Below are 7,172 nucleotides of genomic sequence, written 5' to 3'. Positions count from 1 at the left end.
GAACGGCAGCAAAAGGCCATGCCAGTGGATCGAGCTGTCCTCGTCGAGGTTGTTGGTGACGTGCAGGCGAATGTCCTGCCCTTCGCGCAGGCGGATCAGCGGGCCGGGCACGGTGCCATTGACAGCAAAAGCATGGCCTGAACGCGAGCCGGTCGTAAAATGCGCATCGCCGATCGATAGCTCGATGTCTTCGCCGGAAAGCTCGCCGAAACCGTTCTTCGCATGGGCCAGCGCCTTTCCGCGTGCCCAAGCGGGCATGGGCAGAGAGCTGGCAGCTGCAAGCGCAGCGGTGGACGCGATGAACTTACGGCGGTTGAGGCATATGGTCATTCTTGACGATACGGTAGGTTGCTTCGAAAGGTTCACTTTCATATATACCCCCGCGGGGTATTTCAACGGAATCTGACCTATGAACGACAAAACCACCGCTAAGATCAATCGCCTGAACCGGATCGCGGGGCAGGTGCGCGGCGTTGCCAATATGGTCGAAGAGGACCGCTATTGCATCGATATTCTCAATCAGATCCAGGCCGTTAAGTCTGCGCTCTCCCGGGTCGAGGCGCAGGTGTTGAAGGATCACGCCGCTTGCTGCGTCGCCGAGGCCATCGCAAGCGGTGACGCGGACGAACAACGCGAGAAATTCGAGGAGCTGGTCGAGCTTTTCGAAAAACGGCGCTGATTTCGCAGCGGGGCGAGCGAACTTGGCTTCCGCTACATTCGTTTGAACAAAGGGAACACGATGATCGCAACTCTCAAACGGTTTGCCCATTCCGCTCCGGGGCTGGCGGCCGCTGCATTTCTCATGGCGTGCACCGGCGGGGCTCAGGCGGCCGAGATCGTGATGCACCGAGACCCCAATTGCGGCTGCTGCATCAAATGGGCGGAGCACGCCCAAGAGCATTTCGCCGAGGCGCACGGTGCGCAAAACAGCTCGGTAGAAATCAAGAACGAGCCCGATATGCGCGCGGTCAAGGAACGCCACGGCGTGCCGGCCGATCTTGCTTCGTGTCATACGGCGATCGTCGAAGGCTATGTCATCGAAGGTCATGTGCCTGCCGCCGATATAGCCCGCTTGCTTCGTGAAAGGCCGGAGGGCGTAAAGGGGCTAGCCGTACCCGGAATGCCGCTTGGTTCGCCGGGGATGGAGATGGGCGATCGTCAGCACGCCTATCAGGTCATTGCGTTCGGCGATGACGAACGCAGCGTATGGGCGAGCTATTCCGCGTCGGGCGGCTGAACCAGATGCCAAATGGTTGGGTGTCTTTCGGTTCCGAAAAAGCGCCAGGGCTTCCTAGCTGCCAGCGGCAACCACCTCCCGAATTTCCGGTGTTACTTCGCGCCCACCCTCGCGGATGCGCTCTTCTGCTTGGTCCAGCAGTTCGGGGCTAAGCACTGCAGGGACAGATTTCAGCGGGGTGCCGTGCCCCACTCGCCGTTTAGCTCGATGTCCTTCAGCAGCATTTCCATCTCCGCGATCTCGCGCAGCTGTGCCTCGATGATCTCGTCGGCAAGTCTCCGCACGCGCGGATCGCTGATCTCGGCGTAGGTCGAGGTCTGAATAGCGATCGAATGGTGCGGAATCATCGCTTTCATCCAGGCTTCGTCTTCGACCGTGGCCTGCGAACGGGCGAGAAACAGGAACAGCGCAAAGCCGATTACCGCCCCGATCATCACCAGCAGTTTGGTCATAAGCGATTTATACATCCCCCACATGAAGCCGAGCATGATGACGATCATCGCCATTCCCATCATCAGCGCCATCCACATACGCGTCTGACTGAAGAAAATGTGGTCGGCCTCGTATATGTTGGAGTACTTGAGCACGAACATCGTTACGATCGAAGTCGCGATCATCGCGAAGAATGTGGTCCATTTGCTGTGCTGGCCCGAGCTTTGGTGCAGATTTTTCAGTTTCGCCAAAATTTCCTCCTTATTTCGGAACAAACCCCCGGGGGGTATATTGTTCTTTGTGAGAGATACGAAAATTCGGGACTGGAAGCCATGAAACAGCCGCGCACCGCAAAGCTCTATCGCATGGTCATGGAGGACCATGTTTGCCCTTACGGGAACAAGTCGAAATGGCTGCTTGAGCGTAAAGGATATCAGGTCGAGGACCACCATCTAACCACCCGCGAGGAGACCGACGCCTTCAAGGAAAAGCACGGCGTAAAGACAACCCCGCAGACCTGGATCGGTGGCGAGCGGATCGGTGGCTACACCGATCTCGCGGCCCATTTCGGGAACCCGGTCGAAAAGGGCGGCACAAGCTATCAGCCGGTTGCCGCGTTGTTCGGGATGATGGCGTTAATGGCGGTGGGCGCGGCATGGGTCGCGACCGGCCAAGCACTGTCGATCCTGACCGCGGAGTGGTTCGTCAGCTTCTCGATGTGCGGCTTGGCGTATCTCAAGCTGCGCGATGTCGAGAGCTTCTCGACCATGTTCCTGAATTACGACCTGCTGGCGAAGCGCTGGGTGCCATACGGCTATATCTACCCGTTCGCAGAGGGCCTCGCGGGAGTGCTGATGACGGCGCATGTCCTCAACGTCATTTCGGTCCCGGTCGCGCTCTTCATCGGGACCATCGGCGCGGTGAGCGTGTTCAAAGCGGTCTATATCGACAAGCGCGAGCTAAAATGCGCCTGTGTCGGCGGGGACAGTAACGTGCCACTCGGCTTCGTCTCGCTGACCGAGAACCTGTTCATGATCGGCATGGCGATCTGGATGCTGGCGAAGCCGGTCCTGCTTTAATCGGGCGGAGTTTGTCGCGGCATCAGCATAATCCCGCCTTAAAAGGAGCGCCGAAAATGAAGGCGCTCCTTTTACTCGAGGTCAGACCTCGGTCGCTTCGGCAAGCTCGAGCGCATCCTCGATATCGACACCGAGATATCGCACCGTCGTTTCGATCTCGGTGTGACCTAGTAGGATCTGAAACGCTCGCAAATTCCCGGTTCGCTTGTAGATCAAAGCCGCTTTCGTCCTGCGTAATGAATGCGTTCCGTAGTCTCGCGGTCGCAATCCTATGGCACTGACCCATTCATCAACGAGGCGGGCGTATTTACGTATGCTCAAGTGCCGAGAATTATCGACGCGGCTTGGAAACGCTTGCTCGTCAAAGCTCCCACCGCGTTCTTCAAGCCAGTCAAGCAGGCTTTGGCGCGCCGTGCTCATAAGCTCGAATTGGACGGGCTTGTTGGTCTTTCGCTGGACGACCATCGCGCGATGTTTGATCTCCGGTCCATTCGTCAGGTCCCCTGTCTTGATCGAAACCAGGTCGCAGCCCCTGATCTTGCTATCGATAGCAAGATCAAAGAGAGCCGGTCTCGAACTCTGCGCCCTCGCTCTAGCCAGAACCGGATCTTCCAGACCTGTTTCGGTTTCAGGGGTTTCTTCGCGCCAACAATGCGCCCGGCATTCCAGGGTTTGCGTCCCATTCCAGCTGGATCATATCGTGAATAGCCCATCTTACTTCTCCTTCGGTCGGTGTCGCCGAAGTGATTTTACCATTGTCTATTCAACTGGTTGATGGTTGGTGGTGTGCGGGCCGGAAGCGGACGGTCCGCTTTCTGGTCTGAGCCCCTAGATTTCCTCCAGCGATGAGTAGAGTCCGGCCTTCGACAAGGAGACGGACGAATGAAGCGGAGCAGGTTTAGCGAGGAGCAGATCATTGCTGTTTTGAAGGAGCAGGAAGCCGGGATGCCAACGGCGGAGGTTTGCCGCCGTCACGGGATCAGCTCTGCGACCTTCTACAAGTGGAAGTCCAAGTATGGCGGGCTGGAGGTGTCGGACGCCCGTCGGCTGCGCCAGCTGGAGCAGGAGAACGCACGGCTGAAGAAGCTGCTGGCGGACTTGATGCTGGACAACGCCATGCTCAAGGAGATCAGCGCAAAAAGTTTTAGCGCCCAGTGCCAGGCGGCAGGCGGTGGCTCATCTCCAGGAGGTTTTCGAGGTGAGCCAGCGCCGTGCCTGCACGGTGCTGGGCGTAGACCGGACCATGGTGCGCTGCGTCAGTCGTCGGTCTGACGATGCCAAGGCGCGCGAGCGTATCAGGGAACTGGCCAGCCAGCGACCTCGGTTCGGCTATCGGCGGCTGCACTGGCTGCTGTGCAGGGAAGGATGGGCGATGAACCACAAGGAGTTCCGGCGGCTGTATCGCGAGGAACGGCTGCAGGTGCGCCGCCGTGGCGGTCTCAAGCGGGCTTTGGGCACACGGGCACCGATGGTGTTACCACAAGGACCGAACCAGCGCTGAAGCCTGGACTTCGTGTCCGATGCCTTTGCCTGCGGACGGCGGTTCCGCATCTTCGCCGTGGTCGATGATTACAGCCGGGAGTGCGTACGCCTCATCGCCGATACGTCGATCTCCGGCGCACGGTCGGGCGTGAGCTCGATGCAGGGGTGTTCGAGCGGATGGCGCGGCCCCACACGATCGTCAGCGATAACGGCACCGAACTGACCAGCATGGCAATCTTGCGCTGGAGCAAGGAGCGCAATGTCGAGTGGCACTACATCGCGCCGGGCAAGCCCTAACAGAACGGGTTCATCGAGAGCTTCAACGCACGCCTGCATGACGAGTTCTTGAACGAGACGATCTTCACCAGCCTCGCCCATGCCCGACAGGAGCTGGAGGCTTGGCGGCATGACTACAACCACTTCCGGCCCCACTCGAGCCTCGGGAACAGAACCCCGGCAGAGATAGGAGCAGGATAAAACGGCAAACCGTATTGGGGGCATGCCCCCAATACGGTTGTTGCCATCACGCCCAGCGACGGGCATCAAGACGGCCTAAGGCTCTACTCGTAGTTGGTAGAAACTTCGGGCTCAGACCACCGACGATCGCAGCCGCAATCAGAAAGGAAATCGGCGCGTAGATGCCTGCCTGTTCAGCAGTCGCCCCGACAATCACATACATCCCTGCCCCAAGAGTGACGCCTAGACCGTAAAGGCTGAGCAAAGGCCATGAGAGGGCGCGTTTGAGCTTCGGGCTACCCTCGGGCTCCTGCGCAATCGCGGGGCCGGCAAATGGGTCTGATCCGGTCATGCAGCGGTTTCTCTGCCCATTTCAGACCCTCAACCTCGCCCATACCGGGAGATGATCGGATGCTTGTGTAGCAAGGGAGCTATGATGGACGCCCCATTCTAGCGCTTCGACCCGGTCGCAGTGCATAATGCGGTCAAGACGGGCGAGAGGGCGCTGGCTATGAAAGCTGCGCCCACAGTCCAGCACTGAAAAATGCTTGCCAAATACTTTGAGGCATCCGGCGTTTCGACGCCATTCGTTGAGATCACCGGTCAGGATGGTTGGACTGTGCTCTTGTTCTTCCCTCGCACGATCGGCAATCACATTGGCCTGCTTTGTCCGCCACAGGCCGGATAGATCGAGATGCATGCCGAACACTGAAAGTGCTTGGCCTTTCACACCAAGTCTTGCGGTGATTACGCCCCGCGGTTCGAGATAGGGAATATGGATGATATCGTGATGCCTGACTTCGATATCCTCGCGCACCAGGATGGCATTGCCATGCCATCCCATCGAGTCTCGCTGGACGTCCAACGGTACAGGTTTGTAGTCGGAATGCGCCTCGATCAGAAATGCAGGTAGCGCACTTTGACGTCTGCCAAATCGACGATCGGCTTCCTGCAGGATGACGATATCCGCATCGATTTCTTCAAGGACATTCAGGATGCGGATGGGCCTGCGGGTCCGGTCGGTGCCGATCGCCTTGCGAATATTGTAGCTCGCAACCTTGATTTCGATGCTTGTCATCAGATCAGATCGGCCATCAAACGTGCTGTGTTTTGAGCCACTTTCGAGGGCAGAGAGCGCTGGGTCCACGCCTCCAGATGCAGCCTTTTGCAGCTTTCCAAAAGCTGTTGCTCGATCTGCCGCAACTCTTCCGAGAAACCGGGATCGAAGGAGATTAAATCGATCTCCGCGTTCAGCTCAAAGGATCGTACATCCATGTTGCTCGTACCGACGATAGATACCTCGTGATCGACCCGGAAGTGTTTGGCGTGGAGGAATTCTGGACCGTGAAGATAGATCTCGAGACCGGCTGCCATAAGCTCGGAGTAATAGCTCTGCTGCGCCAGGCCGACCAATCGGTGGTCGCTGCGCTCCGGAGTGATCAGACATACTCGCACCCCGCCCAGTGCCGCAGCCTTGATGGCCGAGATCATTGCATCGTTTGGAATGAAATACGGGGTTGTGATGACGATCTCTTCGGCCGCGTTATACATCGCTTGCGCGAAGATCAGGTCCACTCCGACTTCCGGGTTCTCCGGTCCTGTCGCCACGATTTGCGCACTGCAGCCTTGTGAATTCGCAGCGCGAGGAAAGAACTCCGCGCTCACTAACTCTTCAAGAGTTTCGAGATACCAATCTAAGGCAAACACTGCTTGGAGCTGTGTGACTGCCGGCCCCACAATCCGTAGCAGCAAATCCTTGTTGACCCTGCGCGAATGCTGGGCCGGGTCCCAGATGTTTTGCGAGCCTGTGTAGCCCACTTTGCCGTCGACAATCACGATCTTGCGGTGATTACGCAGATCGACTCTCGAGCTTCGAAGACGACGGCGCAGCGGGAGAATATCGTGGACTTCAACCCCAACACTTTTCAGGCGTCGTTTTAGCTTTCGCAGCGAACCATAGGAGCCGAGCGCATCGACTAGGACACGGCAAACAACACCTCGCTCTGATGCCTTTTCGAGCGCTTCGATGATGAGCCTGCCTATGCGATCATCCCTGAAGATGTAGAACTCAAGATGGACATGATGGCTGGCCGCATCGATATCCTTGATAATCGCATCGAAAGCCTGCTCATAGACATAGAGCATCTCGATCCTGTTCCCCGCGGTTGCCGGAAAACCGGAGATGCCTCTGGCAAGGCTCTCGACTGACTTGTTGTCGGAAGACAGTTCTGGTCGTGGGCCTGTATCTTCGATCTGCGACTGGATGCGATCCAAGAGCGCAGGAAGCCGGTCGATCCGGGACCGCCGATCTGCGGCGAAATACGGTCGCCCGATCATGGCGTAGAGAACCAGCGCGACCCACGGGAGACCGAGAAAGACAAGCAGCCAGCTGCGCGCTTCGGCAGGTGCCCTGCGAAAAGGAACGAGCACGAAGGCGACGGCGGCAATGATCCATCCGGCAACCACGAACTTGTTCGTCCACAGCC

7 protein-coding genes and 2 pseudogenes are annotated in these 7,172 nt (G+C 58.0%); 4 read left to right on the top strand and 5 right to left on the bottom strand.

Going from position 1 to position 7,172, the window contains the following annotated elements:
• A partial coding sequence (locus V2I30_RS09580; protein WP_330661921.1) for a multicopper oxidase domain-containing protein occupies window positions 1–330 on the bottom strand: 330 nt, incomplete at its 3' end.
• 79 nt (window positions 331–409) lie between these two features.
• Between V2I30_RS09580 and V2I30_RS09575 the strand changes: the two genes are divergently transcribed.
• Together V2I30_RS09575 and V2I30_RS09570 are read left to right on the top strand one after the other, a co-directional pair.
• Window positions 410–679 (top strand): metal-sensitive transcriptional regulator, encoded by a 270-nt coding sequence (locus V2I30_RS09575; RefSeq protein ID WP_330661920.1) that lies wholly within the window; start codon window positions 410–412, stop codon window positions 677–679.
• 60 nt (window positions 680–739) lie between these two features.
• Window positions 740–1,237 (top strand): DUF411 domain-containing protein, encoded by a 498-nt coding sequence (locus V2I30_RS09570; protein ID WP_330661919.1) that lies wholly within the window; start codon window positions 740–742, stop codon window positions 1,235–1,237.
• A gap of 170 nt (window positions 1,238–1,407) precedes the next feature.
• Here the strand turns inward: V2I30_RS09570 and V2I30_RS09565 are convergent, their stop codons facing one another.
• Window positions 1,408–1,920 carry a DUF305 domain-containing protein gene (locus tag V2I30_RS09565; protein WP_330661918.1) on the bottom strand — a complete coding sequence of 171 codons (513 nt, stop codon included), beginning with the start codon at window positions 1,918–1,920 and terminating at the stop codon, window positions 1,408–1,410.
• A gap of 81 nt (window positions 1,921–2,001) precedes the next feature.
• On the opposite strand from V2I30_RS09565, the gene V2I30_RS09560 reads away from it, so the two are divergent.
• Entirely contained in the window at window positions 2,002–2,748 is a 747-nt protein-coding gene (locus tag V2I30_RS09560) for a glutaredoxin family protein (protein ID WP_330661917.1), read from the top strand.
• 81 nt (window positions 2,749–2,829) lie between these two features.
• Here V2I30_RS09560 and V2I30_RS09555 read toward each other — a convergent pair.
• Window positions 2,830–3,461, bottom strand: a pseudogene (locus V2I30_RS09555) (tyrosine-type recombinase/integrase).
• A gap of 169 nt (window positions 3,462–3,630) precedes the next feature.
• Here V2I30_RS09555 and V2I30_RS09550 point away from each other — a divergent pair.
• A pseudogene (locus tag V2I30_RS09550) lies at window positions 3,631–4,800 on the top strand (IS3 family transposase).
• A 259-nt stretch (window positions 4,801–5,059) separates the two neighbouring features.
• Here V2I30_RS09550 and V2I30_RS09545 read toward each other — a convergent pair.
• Entirely contained in the window at window positions 5,060–5,764 is a 705-nt protein-coding gene (locus V2I30_RS09545) for an endonuclease/exonuclease/phosphatase family protein (protein ID WP_330661916.1), read from the bottom strand.
• Window positions 5,764–7,152, bottom strand: a complete 1,389-nt coding sequence (gene cls / locus V2I30_RS09540) for a cardiolipin synthase (protein ID WP_330661915.1) — start codon at window positions 7,150–7,152, stop codon at window positions 5,764–5,766. Before cls ends, V2I30_RS09545 begins: the two co-directional genes overlap by 1 nt.
• Window positions 7,153–7,172 lie beyond the last annotated feature (20 nt).

Source organism: Erythrobacter sp. (assembly GCF_036351135.1).
GTDB lineage: Bacteria > Pseudomonadota > Alphaproteobacteria > Sphingomonadales > Sphingomonadaceae > Erythrobacter.
Note: the sequence above shows the minus strand (reverse complement) of the source record. Positions and strands in the feature narration are given on the sequence as shown.